Source organism: Pseudomonas mosselii, assembly GCF_005796105.1.
Taxonomy (GTDB): Bacteria; Pseudomonadota; Gammaproteobacteria; order Pseudomonadales; family Pseudomonadaceae; genus Aquipseudomonas; species Aquipseudomonas mosselii_C.
The window spans coordinates 1-441 of record NZ_VAUO01000053.1 but is presented as its reverse complement, the minus strand read 5'-3'; the positions used below and the strand labels follow the sequence as shown (position 1 = coordinate 441).

The following is a 441-nucleotide window of genomic DNA, read 5'->3' as shown; positions in this document are numbered from 1 at the left end:
CAGGTCCGGCGCAGCCCCGACGCGCTGGCTGTGCGCGGGGAAGACGGCGAGCTGAGTTTCGCCCAGCTCAACGCCCAGGCCAACCGCCTGGCCCACCACCTGATCGCCCTTGGGGTAAAACCCGACGATCGTGTAGCGATCTGCGTGGAACGTGGCGTGGCGATGGTGGTCGGCCTACTGGCCATCCTCAAGGCCGGCGGCGCCTATGTGCCGGTGGACCCGGATTACCCGGCCGAACGCATCAGCCATATGCTCACCGACAGCGCACCGGTGGCCGTGCTGGTCCATGCCGCGACCCGGCACGTGCCGCAAGGCCTGCCGGTGGTAGACCTGGACCACGCCAGCTGGACTCAACAGCCGGACAGCAACCCGGTGGTGCAGGGCCTGACGCCAAACCACCTGGCCTACGTGATCTACACCTCCGGCTCCACCGGCCTGCCC

At 68.7% G+C, this 441-nt stretch carries 1 protein-coding gene; it reads left to right on the top strand.

What is annotated here, in order from left to right; genetic code table 11:
• On the top strand, positions 1-441 hold a 441-nt coding region (locus FEM01_RS24045), incomplete at both ends, for an AMP-binding protein (protein ID WP_138221895.1).